The sequence below is a fragment of the Candidimonas sp. SYP-B2681 genome, assembly GCF_003971065.1.
Classification (GTDB): Bacteria; Pseudomonadota; Gammaproteobacteria; order Burkholderiales; family Burkholderiaceae_B; genus Pollutimonas.
In genome coordinates this window covers 171,259-193,424 of sequence record NZ_RYDV01000003.1, presented here as the reverse complement: position 1 = coordinate 193,424, position 22,166 = coordinate 171,259, and the positions used below count along the sequence as shown (strand labels likewise).

Genomic DNA, 22,166 nt, shown 5'->3' with positions numbered 1-22,166 from the left:
CATGTTTGAAGATGTCAGCATGAAAGGAAAGAAAGTTCTGATTACCGCAGGCGGCAGTGGTCTGGGTCTGGAAATGGCCAAGGCGTTTGTCGCCGCAGGTTCCGATGTGTTCGTTTGCGATATCGACCAGGAATCACTGGCGGCTGCCAAGGTTCAGTGTCCGCAAATTCACACCGCTATCGCAGACGTATCACAAGAGGAAAGCGTCGCCGCTTTGTTTGCGCTGATTCATGACAAGTTCGGCGGCCTGGATGTTCTTGTGAATAATGCCGGCATCGCAGGACCTACCGGTTATGTCGAGACGCTGAACAAGGCAGACTGGGACAAGACGCTGGCCGTGAATATCACCGGGCAATTTCTGTGCGCGCGCCTGGCAATTCCATTGCTGAAGAAATCCGATGCAGGGGTCATGATCAATATGTCTTCCGCTGCGGGGCATCTGGGTTTCGCTGGCCGTGCGGCGTACGCGGCGTCCAAGTGGGCCGTCATCGGCTTTACCAAGAGTCTTGCCATTGAACTGGGCAAGTCCGGTGTGCGCGTCAATGCGGTTCTGCCCGGGGCGGTCGAAGGTCCCCGCATTCGAGCGGTGATTGCCGCCAAAGCACAAACTTTGGGAAAGCCTGTGGATGAAGTGGCAAGCTCATATGAGCAGCAGGCGTCGCTTGGCCGCATGGTAACGGCCCGGGATATCGCCAATATGGTGTTGTTTACCGCAAGTTCTGCGGCGGGCAGCGTGAATGGGCAGGCGCTTGTCGTAGATGGCCACACTCAGGCGTTGGTTTGACGTGATGAAATCGGGGAAACAATGAAAATTGCGATAATAGGGTCCGGACTGATAGGTCAGGCGTGGGCCATTGTATTTGCGCGCGGCGGATGCGATGTGCAGCTGTGGGATGGGGATAAGCTTGCTGTGCAAGATGCCTTGAAGCTGATCTCACGACAAGTTCAGCAGCTGGAAAATCAGCAGCTTTTGACCGATGCCAATGGCGTGGCCAAGCGTATCCAAGCGGCCGATACTCTGGAAAGCGCGTTGGATCAAGCCGACTACGTGCAAGAGAACCTGCCTGAACGACTGGAATTAAAGAAAGAAATATTTCGCACACTAGATCAGCTAAGTGGCCCGGCGACCATTCTGGCCAGCTCGACATCAAGCATCCCTGCGTCGGCCTTTACTGAAGATCTGCCTGGCCGACATCGCTGCCTGGTGGCCCATCCGGTAAACCCGCCGTATCTTATTCCGATCGTCGAATTATGCGGTGCGCCGTGGACCGATAAGTCGGTTATCGACAAGGCGCGGGATATCCTGCGCGCAGTCAAGCAGAAACCCGTAATTGTCCACAAAGAGATCGAAGGCTTTGTTCTGAATCGTTTGCAAGGAGCGCTTCTGCGCGAGGCATTTCGGCTAGTGCAAAACGGATGCATCAGCGTGGAAGATCTTGATATTACGGTCAAAGATGGTCTGGGTCTGCGCTGGTCGTTCATGGGGCCGTTTGAAACCATAGATTTGAACGCGCCGGACGGTCTTGAAGATTACTGCAATCGCTACGGCGCAATGTACCAGTCGATCTCCCGGGAGCAAACCTCCACCGAGGCCTGGGATCCTGCGCTCGTGGCAGCCATAGAGCAGCAAAGGCGTTCACTCGTGCCAAAAGACGAGCTGCTGGATAGACGTTTATGGCGTGACGAGCGCCTGATGGCGCTGATGCGGCATAAGGATCACGCCGATTCAGGCGAATAGTTTTGAGTTACCTCGACCAAGGAAAGGCACCATGGCAAGCAAGAAGAAGGTCGTCATTACCTGCGCTGTGACCGGCGCGATCCACACTCCCAGTATGTCCCCATATCTCCCTGTCACGGCGGACGAGATTGCCGATGCGGCCATCGCCGCTGCACAGGCGGGCGCGGCGGTGCTGCATTTGCATGCCCGCGATCCCGTCAATGGCAAGCCCTCCCAGGATCCTGATTTGTTCAGGCCTTTTCTGGAGCGAATCAAGTCAAGCACCGACGCGATCGTCAATATCACAACCGGTGGCAGCCCCCACATGACGGTCGAAGAACGCATGCGTCCTGCCATGACGTTCAAGCCCGAGCTCGCATCTTTGAATATGGGTTCAATGAACTTCGGCTTGTTCCCCATGCTGCAGCGATTCACACACTTCGAGCATCAGTGGGAGCGGGAACATCTGGAGAACAGCAGGGATCTGATTTTCAAGAATACTTATAAAGATATTGAAGCCATTCTGAAGCAGGGAACCCAGAACGGCACTCGATTCGAGTTCGAATGCTATGACATCAGCCACCTGTATAACCTAGCCCATTTCGTAGACCGCGGGCTGGTGGAAAGTCCTCCCTTCATCCAATCCGTGTTCGGCATACTGGGCGGTATCGGCCCACATCCTGAAGATTTGATGCATATGCGACGTACCGCTGACCGCTTGTTTGGCGACCATTACGAGTGGTCGATTCTGGGTGCCGGACGTAATCAGATTGCTTTGGCGACTATCGGAGCCGCTATGGGGGCCAATGTAAGGGTCGGTCTGGAAGATTCGCTGTGGATAGGCCCCGGCCAGCTGGCGTCGTCCAACGCCCAACAGGTTGAGCGCATACGCATCGTCCTTGAAGCCTTGAATCTCGAGGTCGCAACACCTGACGAAGCCCGTTCCATGTTGCAGTTAAAGGGTGCTGACAAGGTTTCTTTCTAATGGGAAATACGCTGCCACGACGCTACCGCAAGGCCTCGAGTTTTTTTTTAAGGAGCTTGTATGTTTGACTTGTCGGGGCAGGTTGCACTGATTACGGGGTCGTCGCGCGGAATTGGCCTGGCTGCCGCGCAGGCCCTTGGGCTTCAGGGGGCAACCGTCGTTATCAACGGCCGCAGTGCTGTCCTGCTTGACGAAGCCCGGCAGCGTCTGCAGCATTTGGGTATCCACGCAATTGCCTTGCCTTTCGACATTACCGACATCGATCAGGCCATTAACTCGGTCGATGAAATTCTAAAGACGGTTGGAAAAATTGATATTTTTTTCTCAAATGCGGGTATTCAACATCGTGAGAAACTTCTTTCGTTTCCTTTGTCGGAATTCGAGCGGGTGGTATTTGCCAATTTGACGGCACAGTGGGCATTGGGCCGCCATATCGCTTCCGGCATGGATGCTCGGGGGTACGGGCGCATAATTTTTACGGGTTCCATTACCGCCTTGCTTGGAAGGCGCGAGATCACTGCTTACACCGCGGCCAAGGCGGCCATGCATGGCCTGGTCAAACAATGGGCGACCGAGTTGGCCGGCTCGGGCATTACCGTCAACGCCATTGCGCCGGGTTATATAAAAACAGAACTGACCACGAAGCTATGGCAAGACCCCGCTTTCAATTCCTGGCTTGAAAATCGGGTTCCTCTTGGAAAATGGGGCGAGCCTGACGATATCGCCTCCGCCCTGGTGTTTCTTGCCGCCCGTGAATCGCAATTCGTGACGGGGCAGGTTCTGGTCGTCGACGGTGGCTTGTCGTCCAGCATGTAGCATGTTATTCCCGGCGCGTGCGAAGGCTTTCCTTGGTTTTTTCGAGCACCCGGCTGACGTCGGCGCCGCACTTCAAGGCGACCCCTAAAGCCAAAACATCGATCAAGGCCAGATGCACCAGGCGCGAGATCATGGGGCTATAGATAGCGGTATCTTCTTGCGTGTCGGCTCGCAATAAGACCGTGGCCAATTCGGCCAACGGCGTATTGGATGCGGTAATGGCGACCACGGGGCACTTATTGTTCAGGGCCAGTTTCACGGCGTCGAGCAACTCTTTAGACCGGCCCGAATGCGATATGGCGACCAACACGTCTTTGGGCCCCAGCAGAGAAGCGGCCATGAGCTGGGTGTGTGCATCGGAATAGGCAACGGTCGACAGATCGAAACGGAAGAATTTATGTTGGGCGTCGGCCGCGACAATGCCGGAATTGCCGACGCCGTAAAACTCAATACGGCGCGCGCCCGTCAGTAAACGTGTGGCTGTGTCCAGATGCTCGGCATTAATGTCGTTACGAACGCGCAACAAGGCGGATATCGCGTTATCAAGAACTTTTGCGGCCAGCACGGCAGTTCCGTCGTCTGCGCTTAAAGACGAATGAACGTAAGGCACGCCAGCCATGAGGCTGGCAGCAAGTTTGATCTTGAAGTCGGGCCAGCCTTGATAGCCCATCGAACGACAGAATCGGATCACCGTGGGCTCGCTTACTTGAGCCAGGCGAGCGACGTCTCCTAGGGCAGATTTCGCAACGGTATGGGTTTGCTCCAGAATCAGATGGGCGACTTTGCGTTCGGCCGTGCTCAGACGGTCGAGCTGTAGCGTAATGTGTGCAAGCATCGATTTATTCATTGGCGTAGGTGTCCAGCCCGGCTGCTGCGCCCAATAGTCCGGGATAGCTGGTGGTAATGACAAAAACCGGGATGGCCGCCAGATAGTCGGCGAAACGGCCCTTGTCGTTGAAACGCGCTCGAAACGGAGATGTCAGGAAATAGTCGCCCAGTTTTGGAATAATCCCGCCGCCTATAAATATGCCGCCCCGTGCACCCAGCGTGACCGCAAGGTTGCTGGCAGCTGTGCCAAGAATTGCGCAAAAGGTATCCAGGGCTTCCCGGCAAATGGCGCAGGCGTTGCTGATGGCGCGATGGCTGATGTCTGCTGGGGTGTAGTCATGCGCGGTGGCGCCTGCTCTTAGACACAGTCGTCGATAAATAAACTGAAGACCGGGTCCCGACACCAGTCGCTCCGTGGATACGTGGCCGAATTGCTGGCGGGCGTCATGCCACAGCATAAGCTCGTCTTCATCGCAGGGAGCGAAGCTGGTGTGCCCCCCTTCGGCCGCCAGCGGCAGCCATACGCCCTTGGGGGCGGGAATCAAGGCGGACACACCCAGCCCTGTTCCGGGACCAAGCAGGCCCAGAGGCGTCCCGGGTACCGCGTGGCCCCCGCCGACGGCAAGCAGTTCATGCGGGGGTAAATGCGGTAGTGCCATGGCCAGGGCGGTGAAGTCGTTGACCACCTTGAGCTTTTCAAACCCGAGCGACTTGCGAGTGGCGTCGATTGAAAATTCCCAGGGGAAATTGGTCATTTTTACATGATCGCCCAGTATTGGATTGGCGATCGCGATAATCGCATGTTTAACCGGAGGCTTGCCATTTTTGTCCAGATAATGGGAAATGGCCAGTTCCAAGGTGGGGAAGTCCGCCACGGCCAGAACGCTGATTCTATCGATATCTCGTACTGATGTGCATAAGGCAAATCGAGCGTGGGTCCCGCCAATGTCGGCAATAAGATGTAGTGGGTGTTCAGGCATGCCAGTATGCATCGAAGGGCACTCCGGTTTGGGTGATCAAATAACTAATGGGCATGGCCGGCGACCCTTGCTGCGCGGCCTGCTCGAAAATAGCGCGCTTTTCTGAGCCGGCGATGGCGAGGATCAGCCGCTGAGTGCTTAACAGCGCAGTCAAGGTCATGCTGATTCTTTCGTGCGGTGCTGCGGGTGGGCTGATGTGTATATAGTGGTCTTGCAGGTGGACGTCCAGCGCGCGTTTCAGCTGTGCCGCGGCGGGAAATAACGATGCGGTATGGCCGTCGTCGCCCATACCCAGGATAGCCATGTCAACCTTATGATTCTGGCTATTGGCCTGCATTACACAGCTTTCAAGACTTGTGGAGTCGCTGGCCAGTCCTGAAAAGGTGGCGCGACGCGCGCGGTTGATCAACAGAAATTTTCGGACCAGGTACTCGTTGCTTTCCGGGTGTTCGGGTGGCACAAAGCGCTCGTCTACCAGCGTAATGCAAATTTTTTCCCAGGGAATATCGGTCTGGCTTAATCGTTGGAATAAGGGGATAGGTGATTTGCCCCCAGAGACGGCGAGGCCGGCCCGCCCCTGGACCAGCACGGTCTCTTTTAGAAATTGAGACACGTCGGTGACCAATGTCGTCAGGTAGGTTTCCTGATTGCAGAATTCGTGCCACATGTCAGGTTTCCTCGTGCCATAGGAAGCCGGCCCGGGAAAGCAGGGCGCTTGATGCGGCAGGCCCCCAACTGCCCGCCGTATAGGTTTTTGGCGAGGCGGCGTAATTGCTCCAGCACTCAAGTATGGGTTCTACCCACGTCCATGCCTGGGCCTGTTCATCGCGCCGCATGAATAGCGCCAGCCTGCCCCGGATCACATCCAGCAATAGCCGCTCGTAGGCATCTGCCCACCTGGCCTTGAACGTAGTGTGAAAGTCCATATTCAGATAGGTGGACTGCAGGTTCATCGCATCACCGGGTTCTTTGGCAAGAAAGTACAGCCGCACACTTTCTTGCGGCTGCAGTCGGATGACCAGGCGGTTAGCCGAATGGAGACCTAATGGCATAGGAAACAAGGCATGCGGCACGTCGCGAAAATTGATCACTATTTCCGCAACCCGTTCTTGCAGGCGTTTGCCGGTACGTAGAAAGAACGGAACCCCAGCCCATCGCCAATTGGCTAATTCCGCCTGCAGGGCAACAAAAGTTTCTGTATTGCTGTCATGGGCAACATGCTTTTCTTCGCGATAGGCGACCACTGGCGCACCATTGATCGCGCCATTGCGGTACTGGCCGCGCACGGTCCGGGTCAACACATCTTCGGTACTGAAAGGCTTCAGCGACTTGAGCACCTTAAGCTTTTCATCGCGTACTGCGTCTTCAGACAAACTGGCAGGAGGCTCCATGGCGACGATGCATAAAAGTTGAAGTAAATGGCTTTGCAGCATATCGCGCAAGGCGCCAGTACGATCGTAGAATTCACCGCGTTCTTCAACGCCGAGTTCTTCTGCAATGGTGATCTGTATATTGTCTATCCACTCGCGGCGCCATAAGGGCTCAAACAAGGTATTGCCGAACCGGATCGCCATGAGGTTTTGCACCGATTCCTTACCCAGGTAGTGATCGATGCGATAGATCTGATTTTCCGTAAAGCAATGCCCTACGGCTTCATTGATCGCATTGGAAGACGTCAGGTCGTGGCCCAAGGGTTTTTCAAGAACCAGGCGCACATTCGAATGGTTCAAGCCGACATCGGCCAGATGCCCGCAAATTGTGGTGAAAAGGTCGGGCGCTGTCGCCAAATAGCATACGGTGACACGGTCAGAAGGGGCGTTCAAGACACTGGCCAGGGCCTTGTAATCGTCTGCGTTGTTGGCCTCGAGCTTATGGAACTGCAGCCGGCTGGTAAAGCTTGCCCACGATGGTTCATCGTAGTCATCGCCTAGCGCCTGCTTGACCCATTGCAGCAGCAAATCCAGGTAGTCCTCAATGCTCAAGGCTTTGCGTCCCAGCGCGAAAATGCGGCCGTCCGGATCCAAAGCACCATATTTGTGGGCCTGATAAAGCGCCGGCATCAGCTTGCGCAGCGCAAGGTCGCCGGTGCCGCCAAAAAATACGATATCAAAAGGCGGTGTGCTGGCCATGAGCTCCTTTTGCTGCGGAATAGCTGAGCAGCGGCGTTAACGGGGTGTTGCGTCGATGTAATTAAGCTACAGGTTGATGGCCTTGTAAAGAGAAGCTTGGAAAGATGAAGTTCGGGCGCGCCTGACTGGGGCGCATCGATAGCTCGTTACAATATGGGCTACTTTGTTCCCGCCACGCGTGCATGATTAAAAATAAACATGAGTAAAAGTTCTGGTCGCAACACCATTGCCGACGTGGCGCGCCACGCAGGCGTTTCCAAAGCGACTGTATCCCGATTTCTGAATCATCGCGAAACCTTGCTTTCGCCTGAAATCGCCGACCGTGTTGCCGTGGCGATTGCCGAAATGGGTTACACACCCAGTCCCATGGCGCAGGCGCTCAAGCGCGGCCGTTCGCGGCTGATAGGGTTGGTAGTCGCCGATATCACGAATCCCTATTCTGTAGCGGTTTTGCGCGGTGTCGAACAGGCGTGTCGCGAAGCGGGCTATTTACTGATGTTATTCAATCTGGGTAACGAGATCGACCGCGAGAGTGCCGGAATACGGGCTTTGTCGTCGTACCGCGTAGAAGGGTTCATTCTTAACACGATGGGTTACGACGCGGGGGCATTGTTGGAAACGGCGCGGCAAGGCAGGCCGATTGTGCTGGTCGATCGTCTGCATCAGGGACTGGATGTCGATTTCGTTTCGCTGGATAACCAACAGGCCATTTACCTGAGCGCACGGCATTTGGTGGACGCGGGGTACGAGGAACTATTGTTAGTGTCTGAGCCCCTGGCCAACATAAGCTCGCGTATCGAGCGGCTTACGGCTTTCCAGGCATTTATTGCTGAACACGCGGCCGTCGCGTCGGGCACATGCGTAGAAAGCCGAGCGGAGGAGTCCGATGCGTTGATAAACGCCTTGCAAGAGGCTCGTGTCCGAGCGCAGGCCAGGTCCACCATGCCAGCGGTCATTGCCAACAATGCCGTAGTAACCTTGCGCATTGTGGCTGCCGTTGCGCGCCTGGGCTGGCGCTTGGGCAAAGATATTGGTCTGGTTGGCATAGATGAAACTGAATGGGCGCCCTATGTGGGCCCAGGCATCAGCACAGTATTGCAGCCTACAGCCGAACTCGGTCGCCTGGCAGCGCAATGTCTTATGCAACGCGTGGGTGGCTCGAACGTTCCGGTACGCAGGGTATTGCTTCCAGGAACGTTGGTCGCGCGCGGATCTTCGCAGCAATAATCTTGTAGCTTGAAAATGCTAGGGAAATCGGCCCAGTGGATAAGGGCTGATATAATTTGCCGCTTTCGTGGTTAAACTATGAAACCGGTTTCATAGTAGTGTCGGCTTTTAACAGTACCGTGTCTGCGTGGCATTGCTCGTTTGAAGCCACTGACGTTATCCTTGTTTTAAGTAGGTGTTTTCTGAATCGCGCGGTATGCTTTTATCCGCTGGCAATGCCTAAGGTTTAAAAATAACGTGAATTATTCCTTTCAATTCGGTCCGGTTTTCGATGCTTGGCCATTATTGCTTCACGGCACCTGGATGACTATTCAGCTGTCCTTCCTCGCCATGATTCTCGGGTCAGCGGTCGCGGTAGTGTGTGCCTGGGGCAAAACAGCTGGACCCGCGCCATTGCGCTGGCTGATCAATGCGTATATCGAAGTCATACGTAATACGCCCTTTCTGATACAGCTCTTTTTCTTTTTCTTTGCGCTGCCCACGATTGGCGTTCGATGGTCGCCGTACACGGCTGCCCTGGTCGCCATGGTGTTCAATCTGGGCGCTTATGCAACCGAGATCGTGCGTGCGGGTATTGAGTCCATACCCAAAGGTCAAATCGAAGCGGGTACGGCGTTAAGCCTGTCGCGCTATGAAATTTTTCGCTTCGTCATACTTAAGCCGGCCTTGCGCGCCATTTACCCGGCGCTGACCAGCCAGTTCATCTTGCTTATGCTGGCTTCCAGCGTCGTATCCGTGATCTCGGCCGATGACCTGACTTCGGTTGCAGCAAATCTTCAGTCGCAGACATTTCGCAGTTTCGAAATCTACATCGTCATTACCGGAATTTATCTGTTGTTGACGCTCGCCTTTTCTTATGTGTTCCGACTGATCTACCAGTGGGGCCTAAATTATCCGGACCGTCGATAATGCGTACATTTGGCTACTCTGATTTTTGGTTCATTCTCGACGCTGCTCAGTGGACCATCCTGCTGTCTATCATTGCCTTCATCGGCGGTGGTATCGTCGGTTTGATTCTGGCCTTGTCACGCACGTCGGAAAACAAGGTCGCGCGTACCCTGTCAACCGGCTTTATAAGGCTGTTTCAGGGTACTCCCTTGCTGCTCCAGCTTTTCCTGGTATTTTTCGGCGCACCGGTGGTGGGGCTCGACATCAACCCGTGGGTGGCTGCAGCGGTCGGTTTGACGCTCAATAGCGGCGCCTTTCTCGGCGAAATATGGCGCGGCTGTATCGAAGCCATTCCGCGCGGTCAATGGGAGGCAGCTGAAGCGGTAGGGCTTTCGTATCGCCACAAAATGCGCGATGTCGTGTTACCACAAGCCATGAAGATAGCGGTGCCGCCTACTGTCGGCTACCTGGTGCAAATTGTCAAAGGTACATCGCTGGCGGCCATTATCGGTTTCACAGAACTTACCCGCGCGGGACAGATTATCAATAACGCGACCTTTGAGCCCATGCTGGTGTTCTCGGTTGTGGCGCTGATTTACTTCGTATTATGCTGGCCTTTGTCTTTGCTGGCAGCTCACATGGAACGGCGAATGGCCGTTTCATTGTCGCGTTAAGAAGTGCGGGATCCGATCCTTTGTTTTATTGATGTCGTAATTCAATCCTGGAGAGACCTAACATGTTCGTAATCAAGAAAATGCGTACTTTTGTAGGCGCAACATTGCTCGCAAGTTGTACAGCGTTATCGCTGGGCGCGACCGCTGCCAATGCAGAAACCATAGATCGAATCAAAGAGAAGGGCGAGCTTACCATCGGCATGCTGGTCGACTTTCCACCCTACGGAATATTGAACGGCGAGAACAAACCTGATGGTTACGACGCTGACGTAGCCAAAAAGCTGGCGCAGGATCTTGGCGTCAAGGTGAATATCGTTGGCGTTACGGGACCCAATCGTATCCCATACTTATTGACCAATAAGGTCGATATGCTGATTGCCTCGCTCGCCATTACCCCTGAACGTGCAAAGCAAGTACAGTTCTCGCATCCTTACTCGGCAGCTCAAATCGTCGTATTCGGCGGCAAGAATGCCAAGATCACCAAGCCAGAAGACCTTTCCGGTCTGCGCATTGGTGTGGCTCGTGCCAGCACCCAGGATATTGCGGTAACGAAGATAGCACCCAAGGATGCAAACATCCGCCGCTTTGACGACGATGCATCGGCCATGCAGGCGCTGTTGTCCGGCCAAGTCGATGCCATCGGTTGCTCGACGACCGTAGCAGGGCAAATTGCACAGCGTGCTCCAGACCGTTTCGAGAATAAATTCGTTTTGCTCCAACAGGAAATGGCGGTAGCCATGCGTCCTGGCGAAGCCAAGACCCTTCAGACTATCAACGAACTGGTTGATAAAAATATCAAGAACGGCGATTTCAGCAAACTGTTCGAGAAATGGTTGGGTGCGCCTTTGCCCGCGCTGAAAGCCTCCTGATTCACTTAGCGATTTATCATGACTGACAGACAAACCACGCTTGCTGTCGATGAATCGAATCGTTCCGCCCGGGAGGGTGGAACGATCATCGAGATCGAAGCGCTGAATAAGTGGTACGACAAATTCCACGCCCTTACTGAAGTTAATTTGACCGTCGCCGCGGGTGAACGTATCGTAATCTGCGGCCCATCAGGCTCAGGTAAATCGACGCTGATCCGCTGCATCAATGGCCTTGAAAAGATACAACAGGGCCGCATTGTGGTCGACGGAATTGACCTGACGGCCAATTCCCGCAACATCGAGGCGATTCGTCAAGAAGTGGGTATGGTGTTCCAGCAGTTCAACCTGTTTCCCCACATGACGGTCCTGCAAAACTGCATGTTGGCGCCGATGCGCTCGCGTGGCATCAATACGCAAGACGCGGAAGCGATCGCCATGAAGTATTTGACTCGAGTGCGTATTGCGGACCAGGCTAAAAAATATCCCAGTCAGTTATCGGGCGGCCAGCAACAGCGGGTGGCGATTGCCCGTGCGCTTTGCATGACGCCCAAGATCATGCTGTTCGATGAACCGACTTCCGCGCTGGACCCGGAAATGGTTAAAGAAGTGCTTGACACCATGATTGGCCTTGCCGAGGACGGCATGACCATGTTGTGCGTGACGCACGAAATGGGCTTTGCCCGTAGTGTGGCGGACCGCGTGATTTTCATGGCAGATGGCAAGATCATCGAGCAGTCTTCGCCTGAACAATTTTTCAGCAATCCTGAAAACGAAAAAACCCGAAGCTTCCTGGGCCAAATCCTGAACTCCTGATCCACGGTCGGTTGGGAGGTCCTGTTGACGCAACAGAAACAAGAAGGCCCTCGGCTGTTATGCGGGCTTGGCCTTGATTGAGGGGGCCCCTCGTTTGATGTATCGATACCAGGGCACTCGGCGTCACGTGCCCTGTCTTCAGTGAGCCGTTCACGGGCGGCTCTTACGGAATCATGAATTCTTCCAGTCAGATTATTGTTTCTCTAACCTCTTTTGGAGCGAGCGAGGTTCGCCGCCATGGGCAGCGCTGGTTTATAGAACTGTGCAAGGCGGCCGGTGCGGACGGCGTCGAGATTCGCGGCGAACTCTTGCAGGGGCGCGACGACGAGTTGAACGAATTGGCAGCCAGCATTCGCAGTACGGGACTTAGGTCAGTGTATTCATGCCCCGACATGCTGTGGGATGCCGATGGTTGGCTTAATCTGACCGCGCTGGACCGCAGCCTTTCTATCGCTGTTGTCTTGCAAGCCCGCGTACTGAAGATGTCTATTGGCGCGTTCGGAAATGCAGCCCCCGATACCTTCGAGGTCCTGAAACAACGTCTCGCCGCGCAAGATGTCACCCTGCTTATCGAGAATGATCAGAGGGCTAGCGCCGGCGCGGTCGACAGCTTGCAGCGCTTTTTTCGCGCGGCAGCCTCGCACAATCTGGATCTGGGCATGACCTTCGATATGGGCAACTGGCACTGGGTCGGCGAATGCGCTTTGCAGGCCGCGCAAGCCTTTTCCTCGAGGGTGCGCTATGTACATTGCAAAGGCGTGCAGCGCCAGCCCGGGCGCTGGGTTGCGGTGCCCTTGACGGATTCGTCGGCGCCGTGGCGCGCCATATTAAGGGCAATGCCGCAGGATGTACCGCGCGCTATTGAATACCCCCTGTCAGGCGACGATTTGCTGGCTGTGACACGCAACGCCATTGATGAACTACGCAATCTGGAGATTGAATCGTGAGCACCCCGCTCGATGTCATAACCTTTGGTGAAGCCATGATGATGCTGGTTGCCGACCGGCCGGGGCCCATTGAGCAAGCACAGGCTTTTTATAAGCGTACCGCCGGAGCCGAAACCAATGTTGCCATTGGACTGGCGCGCCTGGGCTTGAAAGTGGCCTGGGCGAGTCGTTTGGGAAACGACTCGGTAGGGCGATACTTGCTGTCGGAGATGCAGGCCGAAGGCATCGATTGTTCGCATGTGACGAGCGACCCCACCCAACGTACTGCTATGCAATTCAAGGGTCGCGTCACCGACGGCAGCGACCCGCCGGTCGAATACCATCGGAAGGGATCCGCGGCCAGCCAGATGCAATTGTCCGATATCGATGCCCCTTGGTTGTGCCGTGCGCGGCATTTGCACAGCACTGGTGTGTTCGCCGCGATTTCCGATAATTGCTTTCAGGTCAGCCGCCAGACCATGGCACTGATGCGAGAGGCCGGTAAGACCATATCGTTTGATCCCAATTTGCGTCCGACCTTGTGGGCATCGACGGAACGCATGCGCGAGGGCATTAACGAATTGGCATTTGCTGCGGACTGGGTTTTTCCCGGCATAGATGAAGGACGCCTGTTGACCGGTCATCGGACTCCTGAAGCCATTGCCACCTTCTATCGCGATCACGGTGCGCGGCTGGTCGTCATCAAGCTAGGGGCCGATGGCGCTTACTTCGATAACGGCGCCGAGCAGGGCTACGTGGCGGGATTTCCGGTCGAAACCGTGGTTGATACCGTGGGTGCCGGCGACGGCTTTGCGGTCGGCGTCATCAGCGCATTACTCGAGGGTCAGCCGGTACGCAAGGCAGTAGAGCGCGGCGCATGGATTGGTGCAAGAGCCGTGCAGGTGTTGGGCGACACCGAAGGACTCCCCACACGTGAAGAACTAGAAGCAGCCGCGCTTTAACAGACCTCCGGCAGTCGTGTAAAGTTCATGCCGAACACGTTAGAGTTCAACGTTAATGCTTAAGGTCAGGGATGGAATCAATAAAAATGAGCCGAAAGAAGGTGTTGGTGTACAGGCAGTTGCCACCTGACCAGTTAGCCCGCATACAGCAGGAATACGATGTTGTGCTGGCAAATCCTCGCGTCCCCGAAGAAAGCGCTGCTTTTCTGGATGCCTTGCCACACGTGCACGGCATGATAGGTTCCAGTTATCAAATCGACGACGATTTACTCGCGCAAGCACCGCAGCTTGAAGTGATCTCCAGTATCTCCGTTGGTGTGGACAAGTTTTCGTTGGACGCTTTGTACCGCCGCGGGATCATGCTTTGTCATACCCCCGGCGTTCTTACCGAGACCGTTGCCGATCTACTGTTTTCAATGGTCCTGGCGACCAGCCGGCGCATCGCCGAAATGGCACGCTACGTGCAGGACGGGCATTGGAATCGCAGTGTGGGCGAAGATCTTTACGGGTGGGACGTGCACGGAAAGACGCTGGGCATTCTGGGGTACGGCCGTATCGGGCACGCGTTGGCCAGACGGGCGGCATTGGGTTTCAATATGCCTGTGCTTTACCAGACACGCAGTGCTGTTCCCAGTGGCCTTCCGGAAGGCAAGGCGCAGCCTGCAACGTTTCGCGAACTGTTAATGAAGTCTGATTTCGTGGTGGTGGTGCTGCCACTGACCGACCAGACTCGTGGTCTTATCGGCTCGCAGGAATTCGCCGTAATGAAGCCGGGCGCCATCTTGATCAACGGCGCGCGCGGCCCGATAGTTCAAGAAACCGCCTTGTTGCATGCCTTGGATCATGGCACCTTACGCGCAGCCGGCCTGGATGTTTTCGACATCGAGCCTTTGCCGCTGGATTCGCCTTTACGAAATCATCCTAAGGTCTTGCCCTTGCCGCATATTGGTTCGGCTACCCATGAAACTCGCCAGGCCATGTGTGAGATGGCGACCACCAATCTGTTGCTCGCCTTGCAAGGCAAGGCGCCACTTGCGTCCTACACCCCCACGACGAAGTAGAACGGGCCAGGGGCGGCGGCAGGCGAAACCTTAATTTTTTCTCAGTAAACAGGCCTGCCGAGCCAGCTCGGTAATGGCCGCCCAGTCTTTATTCGCAATGGCCGATTCAGGCGTGAGCCACGAGCCGCCCACACACTTCACATTGGGCAAGGCCAGATACTGCGCCGCATTTCCGGCGTTGATGCCGCCTGTCGGGCAGAACACGATATCAGGCAATGGTCCGTATAGGGCCTTCAGTAATGCTACGCCGCCAACCGCTTCAGCGGGGAACAATTTTTGAACAACGAAGCCCTCGTCGGCTGCAAACATGGATTCGGATGGCGTAGCAACGCCGGGCAAGAACGGTATCCCAGTCTGGCGCGCTGCAGCTGCTACGGCTGGCGTCAGCCCTGGGCTTACTGCAAAGCGAGCCCCCGCCTTGACCGCTGCTTCGAGCTGGCCAGGGCTGCGCACGGTACCCACGCCTACCAGTGCTTCGGGTACCGCTTCGCTGATCAGGCTGATGGCCTGCAGTGCGGCGTCCGAGCGCAAGGTAATTTCAAGGCTGCGCACGCCACCCTTGACCAGGGCGCGGGCCAGGTCTATGGCCGATTCAAGATCTTTGATCACCATTACCGGCATAACGGGACTTTGCTGCAATAGTTCTAAAGCGTTCATGGGAATTCCTCTTGATGAATAACGGGCCGTTGCTTACCGTGCGACGGTCCAGTCGGGATGTTGGAAGGTGGCGGCGCCCTGTTCTGCAATGCTGGCGTGCTGGCGCGCCGCAGCAAACAGTTCACGGCCGAATCCGGTTTGATGCGGTTCGATATCCACGGGGACGGGCGTTCGTTCGAACCAGTCCGCCGGTTCCAGTATGGACAGCTCTCCGCTATCAGCGTCCAGCCTTACGATATCGCCGTCTTGAACCAGCGACAAAGGTCCGCCAGCCAACGCCTCCGGGCTGACGTGGATGGCTGCGGGAACCTTCCCCGACGCGCCTGACATGCGGCCATCGGTGACCAACGCTACATTAAACCCCTGGTCTTGAAGAACAGACAAGGCGGGAGTCAGTTTGTGCAGTTCCGGCATCCCATTTGCACCCGGTCCCTGGTAACGCACGATGGCGACGAAGTCGCGTGCCAGCATGCCTTGCTGATAAGCCATCAGTAAATCGTCCTGGTTGTGAAACACCAGCGCCGGAGCCTGTACGATGCGATGCTGCGGCTTAACGGCGGAGACCTTAATCATTGCGCGGCCCAGGTTGCCTTGCAGCAACTTCAGGCCACCATCCGGGCTGAAGGGGCGGTCCGCTGGACGTATCACATTGGTATCCAGCGATTCGCTCGCGCTTGGCCGCCATTCCAGCTTGCCCTCATTCAAGTAGGGTTCCTGCGTGTAGTGTTCCAGACCATCGCCGGCAGCGGTTTTTACATCGGCATGCACCAACCCCGCTTTGAGCAGTTCGGCTATTACCAGGCCTATGCCGCCTGCCGCGTGGAAGTGGTTCACATCAGCACCCCCGTTGGGATACACGCGAGCCAGTAAAGGGACAACAGCAGATAATTCCGAAAAATCGTCCCAGGTAATGGCTATGCCGGCTGCCTGGGCGATGGCGACCAAATGCAGCGTGTGGTTGGTGGATCCGCCGGTTGCAAGCAGGCCGACGATACCGTTGACAATGGCCCGCTCGTTGATGACTTCCGCAAGCGGTGTGAATTCGGTGCCAGTGGCGCTTAGCTGCAAGGCGCGCTGAGCGGCTGCGCGCGTCAAGGCTTCCCGCAAGGGCGTATTGGGCGGCACGAAGGCCGCGCCAGGCAGATGCAGGCCCATGATTTCCATCAGCATCTGGTTCGAATTGGCCGTGCCGTAAAACGTGCAGGTACCGGGGCCGTGATATGACTGCGATTCGGATTCCAGAAGTTCAGCGCGGCCCACTTTGCCCTGAGCGAACAATTGACGCGTCTGGGCCTTGTCGCGGTTTGATATGCCCGAGCTCATGGGGCCGGCTGGAACGAAGATGGCGGGCAGGTGGCCGAAACTTAAGGCGCCTATCAACAGTCCGGGCACAATCTTGTCACATACGCCGAGATATACCGCCGCATCGTACATCTGGTGGCTCAAGGCAATGGCGGTAGCCATGGCAATGACATCACGCGAGAACAGGCTCAGTTCCATCCCGGTTTCGCCTTGCGTCACGCCGTCGCACATGGCCGGGACGCCTCCGGCAAACTGCGCTGTTCCGCCCGCGGCGAAGGCCGCCTGTTTGATCAGCGCCGGGTATGCCGCCAGCGGCTGATGCGCAGAAAGCATGTCGTTGTAGGACGAAACAATGGCAAGATTAGGACGTTCGGCTTCTTTCAGTCGCAACTTATCGGCATCGGGCATGGCTGCAAAAGCGTGGGCAAGATTGGTGCAACCCAAGCGGCCGCGCTCGGTTTTTTTTCCGTATGCGGCCCGCGTGCGTGTCAGGTAGCGATCCCGAGTGATTTTGCTACGGTTGGAGATGCGGTCGGTGACGAGCTGTACGACGTGATGTAGTGCCATGGAATGAATCCCCAAAAAAGGATACGAAAAGGCTTTCGTCGATTGTAGTTTAACTACATCGTAAATTCAATTCCGGACGTTTGTCTCTATAAAACACCGTTCTAAGCGCTTATCGAGGGAGGTTTATGTTTGTTAACTTATGTAGTTTTGCTATATTCGTCGGCCAAAGGGCCTTGCGGAGCCCCACGTGAAGACCTGGCTTTACTGAACGCTTCTGTATGCAGCCAAGGCGACCATTGCCCAGGCAACGATAAAGGCCAAGCCGCCTATCGGTGTGATGGCACCCAGCCACTTCGTACCTGTAAGGGCGAGCACATACAGGCTTCCACTGAAAATGACGACGCCGGCAAACATCAAAGCGCCGGCGTTGCTTAATAAGCCGGATCCGAATCTTGCACTTAAAGCCGCTACGGCGAGCATACCCAGGCCATGCACCAATTGGTACAGGACGGCAGTTTGCCAAACGTCGATGAGTTCGGGGCTGATCACGCGCTTGAGCCCGTGGGCTCCGAAAGCGCCTGCACCGACGCCGACGAGCAGTGTGAGCGCGGCGAGAACTACAAGTTGGCGGTCGGTCATGTGCGAAAATCCTGAGTAAAGTTGCGGGCCGGTACTGTCCTGTTGAATCAGATGGTGGCGCCACGTATCAGGCCGCGCGCAATAATGACTTGCTGAACCTGAGACGTGCCTTCATATAGGCGAAACAGACGCACATCGCGGTAGAAGCGCTCGACAGCGTAGTCGCTTACGTATCCTGAACCACCGTGTATCTGGACCGCACGATCCGCTACGCGGCCGCACATTTCAGTCGCAAAGTATTTGGCGCATGATGCTTCGATTGACACGTCTTTGCCTTCATCGCGTTTGCGCGCAGCGTCGATAACCATGCATTCGGCTGCGTAAATTTCCGTTTTGGAGTCGGCCAACATACCCTGTACCAGCTGGAAATCGCTGATGGGATGCCCAAATTGCTTGCGATTCATGGCAAATTCGAGTGCGTCGCGCAACATGCGTTTAGCGGCACCAATGGCAACTGCGGCAATATGCAGTCGGCCTTTGTCGAGCACCTTCATGGCGGTCTTGAAACCGACACCTTCCCGGTTGCCGATCAGGTTGGCCGCAGGCACTTTGCAGTCTTCGAATATGACGTCGCACGTATGCGCGCCTTTTTGGCCCATTTTTTTGTCAATTTTGCCAAGCGATAAGCCTGGGGTACTGGCCTCGACGATAAAGGCAGAAATACCGCCAGCGCCTTTGATTGTCGTGTCAGTACGTGCCATCACGGTAAAAATCCCGGCTTCGGGTGCGTTCGTAATAAAGCGCTTGGTGCCGTTAAGTAGGTAGTAGTCGCCGTCCCGGACTGCCGTGGTTTTGAGCGATGCGGCGTCGGAGCCAGCCTCGGGCTCGGTAAGAGCGAATGAACCGATCAGATCGCCGCTGGCTAGACTGGGCAAGTATGTGTTTTTTTGTTCGTCCGTGCCATCAAGGTAGATGCCCATCGCACCTATACCATTATTGGTTCCGATCAAGGATCGAAAGGCGGGTGAGGTTTGACCAAGTTCGAAGGCAATCCTGACTTCTTCCTCCATGGTAACGCCCAACCCACCATATTCTTCTGGTAACGAGAGGCCGAAGAGTCCTATTTCCTTCATCTGCGCAATGACGTCTTGCGGTATCTGGTCAGATTCTGCCACTTCTTCTTCTCGAGGAACTAAAACCTCTTGAACGAAACGGCGTACGCCTTCTTCTAACAGTGTTTGGGTTTCGGGATCGCGGATCATGGTCAGTCCAGTAATTCTTGGGATAGCGTTGTAAAGCAATACTTTAACAGTCTGGACTGGTTCCGGCCGTTCCGCGATAGAGACGTTCGCACAGCGGACACGATGCTAATGATATGATCGGATTAGCGTTTTAAGCGTTGGCGCCGGCTATAAAGCCGAAGAATTAAGTATGGCAGACGACACTGTACACATTGATCCGCCTGAAAGGGCCGTAGTCGCCTCGGTTCTGTATCGCCCGAGGCGCGCGCCCATGCAGGTTCCCCTGTCGCAGGTCGCCTCGTGCGCGAACGCGACTGATGGCTTATTATGGATAGGGCTTTGCGAACCCACTAGCGTCCAGCTAGAGCAGTTGGGCGCCGACTTGGGGTTCTCCCGTAAAGCGATCGAGGAAATCTCCTCTCCCCACCGCCGGCCCAAAGTTATTGAGTTCGAAGAGCTCATTCTTATTGTCGCTATTACGGTCGAGGTCGAGAACCTTCGGCCCAGCTTTGGCGATACCCAGATCCTGATAGGCAAGGGTTTCCTGGTCACTATCCGGCGCGGAGCAACGGCGACTCATCAGACGCTCCGCGACCAGCTTGAGAATTCTCCTGAGTTTCTAGGCCGTGGAAGCGACTACGTGGCATCCGCCTTGCTCGATTTGCTGGTCGATCGCTACATCAATGCCCTAACGAAACTCGAGACGGTGGTAGAAAGCGCCGAGCAGCAGTTCCTGTTTCGCGGCTTCCGTGAAACGGATGTGCGCCGCTTGCACCGCCTGCGCCGCGACTTATTGCGTATTCATACTGCTATTGCGCCTATGGCCGAAATAAGCCGGCGCTTGTCACGCGTCGAAATGCGTAATATCGATGCAGAAAGCCGAGCGTATTTCGGAGAAGTGGCCGATAGGATCCTGCGCGCAAACGAATTCATTAACAGCCTACGCGAAGCGCTTGCGTTCGCCTTCGAGGCCAGCCTCATGATCGGCCAGGCGCAGCAAACCGATACGACGAAAAAACTGGCATCCTGGGCCGCCATCCTTGCCGTACCGACCGCCGTCGCCGGTATCTACGGCATGAATTTCAAATACATGCCCGAACTGGACTGGGTTTATGGCTATCCGGTCGTGATGGGTTCTACGATTGCGGTATGCGCTTTGCTGTATTGGAAGTTTAAGAAATCCAACTGGCTATGAAACGCTGCGGCGTTACAGGGGATGCCATCATGAGCTGGGCGACACACGAAGTGACTAACCAGGTGCCTGATCTGGTTGACTACAACCTGTATGCCACTGATATCGCTTTACAGGAGGGCGTCAAGCGCGAAGGTGGCGAATGGCACGATGAGTCGCTACTTCACTACGGTGGGCGTCTGGGTTCTGCCGAGACGATCGAGGTCGCGCACGCGGTGAATCAGCACCCTCCCGAACTTCAGGCCTTCGATCGGCAGGGTCTACGCGTTGATCGAGTCGTTTTTCACCCTGGCTGGCATCGCCTGTTGCGCCTCGAATTCCTGCAGGGAATGCATTGCAGTGGTTGGGCAGCGCCTCGTCCGGGATCCCAGGTGGCCCGCGCTGCCGCCTATCTTATGCATGGCCAGATTGAGGCAGGATCCCTGTGTCCGGTGACAATGACCTCGGCGGCTATACCTGTGCTACAGAAAGAGACCTGGTTCGATACGGTCAAGAAGCTGCTTTATTCCCAGCAATACGACGAGCGCGATGCGCCCTTAGCGCGAAAATCGTCAATGATGGTGGGCATGGGCATGACAGAGAAACAGGGTGGCTCGGACCTGCGTAGCAATACTACGCAGGCGATGCCTGTGGACGCCGGCGGGCGCGGCGCCATTTATCGGCTGGTCGGCCACAAATGGTTCTTTTCCTCACCTATGTCCGACGCCCATTTGGTGCTCGCCAGGCATGATGATGCATTTTCGTGTTTCTATCTACCGCGCTGGCTTGATGATGGCAGCAAGAATCCAATTCGCATACAGCGCATCAAAAACAAGATGGGCAATCGTTCCAATGCCAGCGTCGAGGTCGAATTTCAGGATGCGATCGGTGTTCTGGTCGGTGAAGAAGGCCGCGGGGTCGCAACTTTAGTCGAAATGGCGTCGTATACACGTCTCGATTGCGTATTGGGCAGTGCAGCGTTGCTGCGCCAGTCACTGGTACAGGCACTGCATCATGCGCGGCATCGCATCGCTTTTGGGCAAGCTCTGATCCGGCACGGTTTGATGCAAAGCGTGCTAATGGACCTTGCCCTGGAAAGCGAAGCCGCTACAGCCCTTGCTTTGCGCTTGGCGCGCGCATTTGACCCCGCCGGTGAGCTCCTGGATCAGGCGTATCGGCGGATTCTCGTTCCCGCGGCGAAGTTCTGGGTGTGCAAACGCACCATCGAGGCGGCGGCCGAATGCATGGAGGTTTGGGGGGGCAATGGCTATATTGAAGAGGCTCCCATGGCGCGGCTTCTGCGCGAGGCTCCGGTCAATTCGATATGGGAAGGTTCCGGTAACGTAATGTGCCTTGACGTTCTGCGCGCATTGAAACGTCACCCTGAGCTGGCGCAGGTCTTGAGCGACTCGATCGAACAAGATTGTGCCGACGAGCCCCGTCTGCGGCAGCGTGCGCAAGGTTTGCAGGCCTTGCTCACGTCCGCCGGACCAACCCTGGAATCTTCCGCGCGCTTAGTGGCGCAGGAGCTGGTGTTATTAATCCAGGCAAGTTTGCTGCGGCGTCATGCACCAGAGGTCTTGGCCGATGCCTTCGTGCAAAGCCGTTTCGGGGATATCGGCGGGCGAGTCTATGGCATTACCACGAGCCCATTAGCACTGTATAGTGTGCTCGAACGGGCGTGGCCGGAATGAAGCGGGGCCATTTGTTGATGCCTCATCAGGGATTAACCGTCTGTTGCAATTGACGGTGGGCTCATATAATTCAGCAGCCTGTCCCCGATGGAACGGCATGAATGATCACTGCGGCATTCTCGCCGTACTTTTTCCAGGGA

At 55.8% G+C, this 22,166-nt stretch carries 22 protein-coding genes; 14 read left to right on the top strand and 8 right to left on the bottom strand.

All coding sequences use genetic code 11. The annotated features are described in order from the left end of the window. The first annotated feature begins 1 nt into the window (after window position 1). Genes EKL30_RS08170 through EKL30_RS08155 form a run of 4 tightly spaced genes read left to right on the top strand, consistent with a single transcriptional unit; the run spans window position 2 to window position 3,518 of the window. Window positions 2-784 (top strand): SDR family oxidoreductase, encoded by a 783-nt coding sequence (locus tag EKL30_RS08170; protein ID WP_126706733.1) that lies wholly within the window; start codon window positions 2-4, stop codon window positions 782-784. 21 nt (window positions 785-805) lie between these two features. Next, window positions 806-1,738 carry a 3-hydroxyacyl-CoA dehydrogenase gene (locus tag EKL30_RS08165; RefSeq protein ID WP_126706732.1) on the top strand — a complete coding sequence of 311 codons (933 nt, stop codon included), beginning with the start codon at window positions 806-808 and terminating at the stop codon, window positions 1,736-1,738. A 31-nt stretch (window positions 1,739-1,769) separates the two neighbouring features. Beyond that, the gene (locus EKL30_RS08160; protein ID WP_126706731.1) at window positions 1,770-2,702 is read left to right on the top strand and encodes a 3-keto-5-aminohexanoate cleavage protein; all 933 of its coding nucleotides are present in this window, start codon (window positions 1,770-1,772) and stop codon (window positions 2,700-2,702) included. Between the two features lie 60 nt (window positions 2,703-2,762). Next, complete coding sequence (locus tag EKL30_RS08155; RefSeq protein WP_126706730.1) at window positions 2,763-3,518, top strand: SDR family NAD(P)-dependent oxidoreductase; 756 nt, start codon at window positions 2,763-2,765, stop codon at window positions 3,516-3,518. Between the two features lie 4 nt (window positions 3,519-3,522). On the opposite strand, the gene EKL30_RS08150 is transcribed toward EKL30_RS08155, so the two are convergent. The 4 genes from EKL30_RS08150 to zwf are packed head-to-tail and all read right to left on the bottom strand — an operon-like array spanning window position 3,523 to window position 7,455. Beyond that, entirely contained in the window at window positions 3,523-4,365 is an 843-nt protein-coding gene (locus EKL30_RS08150; RefSeq protein WP_233582913.1) for an SIS domain-containing protein, read from the bottom strand. After that, window positions 4,358-5,326, bottom strand: coding sequence for a glucokinase (locus EKL30_RS08145; protein WP_233582912.1), 969 nt, complete (start codon window positions 5,324-5,326; stop codon window positions 4,358-4,360). Before EKL30_RS08145 ends, EKL30_RS08150 begins: the two co-directional genes overlap by 8 nt. After that, entirely contained in the window at window positions 5,319-5,993 is a 675-nt protein-coding gene (gene pgl / locus EKL30_RS08140) for a 6-phosphogluconolactonase (protein WP_126706728.1), read from the bottom strand. The genes EKL30_RS08145 and pgl overlap by 8 nt, the downstream gene beginning before the upstream one ends. 1 nt (window position 5,994) lies before the next feature. Next, entirely contained in the window at window positions 5,995-7,455 is a 1,461-nt protein-coding gene (gene zwf, locus EKL30_RS08135; protein ID WP_126706727.1) for a glucose-6-phosphate dehydrogenase, read from the bottom strand. Window positions 7,456-7,653: 198 nt separating this feature from the next. Between zwf and EKL30_RS08130 the strand changes: the two genes are divergently transcribed. The 8 genes from EKL30_RS08130 (at window position 7,654) to EKL30_RS08095 (ending at window position 14,875) form a co-directional block, all read left to right on the top strand. Next, window positions 7,654-8,682: a LacI family DNA-binding transcriptional regulator gene (locus EKL30_RS08130; protein ID WP_126706726.1), complete on the top strand. Its 1,029-nt coding sequence runs from the start codon at window positions 7,654-7,656 to the stop codon at window positions 8,680-8,682. Between the two features lie 237 nt (window positions 8,683-8,919). Then, window positions 8,920-9,591, top strand: a complete 672-nt coding sequence (locus EKL30_RS08125; protein WP_126706725.1) for an amino acid ABC transporter permease — start codon at window positions 8,920-8,922, stop codon at window positions 9,589-9,591. Next, a complete protein-coding gene (locus tag EKL30_RS08120) occupies window positions 9,591-10,244 on the top strand; it encodes an amino acid ABC transporter permease (protein ID WP_126706724.1) in 654 nt (217 codons plus the stop codon). The genes EKL30_RS08125 and EKL30_RS08120 overlap by 1 nt, the downstream gene beginning before the upstream one ends. A gap of 62 nt (window positions 10,245-10,306) precedes the next feature. Beyond that, on the top strand, window positions 10,307-11,113 hold the full coding sequence (locus EKL30_RS08115; protein WP_199748510.1) for a transporter substrate-binding domain-containing protein: 807 nt from the start codon (window positions 10,307-10,309) through the stop codon (window positions 11,111-11,113). 18 nt (window positions 11,114-11,131) lie between these two features. After that, complete coding sequence (locus EKL30_RS08110; RefSeq protein ID WP_126706723.1) at window positions 11,132-11,926, top strand: amino acid ABC transporter ATP-binding protein; 795 nt, start codon at window positions 11,132-11,134, stop codon at window positions 11,924-11,926. Between the two features lie 173 nt (window positions 11,927-12,099). Then, window positions 12,100-12,873, top strand: a complete 774-nt coding sequence (locus EKL30_RS08105) for a sugar phosphate isomerase/epimerase (protein ID WP_126706722.1) — start codon at window positions 12,100-12,102, stop codon at window positions 12,871-12,873. Further along, on the top strand, window positions 12,870-13,814 hold the full coding sequence (locus EKL30_RS08100; RefSeq protein WP_126706721.1) for a sugar kinase: 945 nt from the start codon (window positions 12,870-12,872) through the stop codon (window positions 13,812-13,814). Before EKL30_RS08105 ends, EKL30_RS08100 begins: the two co-directional genes overlap by 4 nt. Window positions 13,815-13,900: 86 nt before the next feature. Beyond that, window positions 13,901-14,875, top strand: coding sequence for a D-glycerate dehydrogenase (locus EKL30_RS08095; RefSeq protein ID WP_126706720.1), 975 nt, complete (start codon window positions 13,901-13,903; stop codon window positions 14,873-14,875). Window positions 14,876-14,905: 30 nt separating this feature from the next. Here EKL30_RS08095 and eda read toward each other — a convergent pair whose 3' ends face one another. From eda to EKL30_RS08075, 4 genes are all read right to left on the bottom strand, one after another. Next, window positions 14,906-15,532: a bifunctional 4-hydroxy-2-oxoglutarate aldolase/2-dehydro-3-deoxy-phosphogluconate aldolase gene (gene eda, locus EKL30_RS08090; protein ID WP_126706719.1), complete on the bottom strand. Its 627-nt coding sequence runs from the start codon at window positions 15,530-15,532 to the stop codon at window positions 14,906-14,908. Between the two features lie 33 nt (window positions 15,533-15,565). Beyond that, on the bottom strand, window positions 15,566-17,401 hold the full coding sequence (gene edd / locus EKL30_RS08085; RefSeq protein WP_126706718.1) for a phosphogluconate dehydratase: 1,836 nt from the start codon (window positions 17,399-17,401) through the stop codon (window positions 15,566-15,568). Between the two features lie 201 nt (window positions 17,402-17,602). Then, window positions 17,603-17,980, bottom strand: a complete 378-nt coding sequence (locus EKL30_RS08080; protein WP_126706717.1) for a DUF423 domain-containing protein — start codon at window positions 17,978-17,980, stop codon at window positions 17,603-17,605. Window positions 17,981-18,027: 47 nt separating this feature from the next. Then, a complete protein-coding gene (locus EKL30_RS08075) occupies window positions 18,028-19,182 on the bottom strand; it encodes an acyl-CoA dehydrogenase family protein (RefSeq protein ID WP_126706716.1) in 1,155 nt (384 codons plus the stop codon). 169 nt (window positions 19,183-19,351) lie between these two features. Here EKL30_RS08075 and EKL30_RS08070 point away from each other — a divergent pair, with 169 nt between their 5' ends. Together EKL30_RS08070 and EKL30_RS08065 are read left to right on the top strand one after the other, a co-directional pair. Continuing rightward, window positions 19,352-20,356, top strand: coding sequence for a magnesium and cobalt transport protein CorA (locus tag EKL30_RS08070; protein WP_126706715.1), 1,005 nt, complete (start codon window positions 19,352-19,354; stop codon window positions 20,354-20,356). Between the two features lie 29 nt (window positions 20,357-20,385). Further along, window positions 20,386-22,026 (top strand): isovaleryl-CoA dehydrogenase, encoded by a 1,641-nt coding sequence (locus tag EKL30_RS08065; RefSeq protein ID WP_126706714.1) that lies wholly within the window; start codon window positions 20,386-20,388, stop codon window positions 22,024-22,026. Window positions 22,027-22,166: the final 140 nt, after the last annotated feature.